The following is a 514-nucleotide window of genomic DNA, read 5'->3' on the forward strand; positions in this document are numbered from 1 at the left end:
GTAGCGTACGGGGACCATGTGGTACGTGTATTTCCTGCAGCTTCATAATGGCGATGTCTATGTCGGGTCGACAAACGACCTTCGACGCCGGTTCGAATCGCATCAATCAGGCTATGTGACTTCGACCAGAGCCTATCTGCCTGTAGCCCTGAAGACCTATATCGCGGTCGAAACCGAGACCAACGCACGGCAGTTCGAGCGATATTTCAAGACCGGATCGGGCAAGGCTTTCGCCAGTAAACGGCTTTGGCGGACAGAGCCCCGCTGAAGGCCTTTTTATCTATCCATCTGAAATATAAAGAAAAAAATACATGAGAGCTGGGTTTTACCGACCTCCGTTCTCGATTCTGACTGGAGGTCAGAAAATGAACATTAAGAGCCTTCTCCTCGGCTCCGCTGCGGCCCTGATCGCAGTTTCCGGTGCGCGCGCCGCCGACGCCGTCGTCGTCGCCGAGCCGGAACCCGCTGAATACGTCAAGATTTGCGACGTCTACGGCGCTGGCTACTTCTACAT

Annotated in this window: 1 protein-coding gene; it reads left to right on the plus strand. The window is 54.3% G+C overall.

All coding sequences use genetic code 11. The features are described 5' to 3' along the window. The first annotated feature begins 16 nt into the window (after positions 1-16). Positions 17-268, plus strand: a complete 252-nt coding sequence (locus EN879_RS38380; protein ID WP_013532600.1) for a GIY-YIG nuclease family protein — start codon at positions 17-19, stop codon at positions 266-268. Positions 269-514 lie beyond the last annotated feature (246 nt).

Origin of the sequence: Mesorhizobium sp. M7A.F.Ca.AU.002.02.1.1 (genome assembly GCF_003998535.1) — a bacterium.
Lineage (GTDB): Bacteria > Pseudomonadota > Alphaproteobacteria > Rhizobiales > Rhizobiaceae > Mesorhizobium > Mesorhizobium ciceri.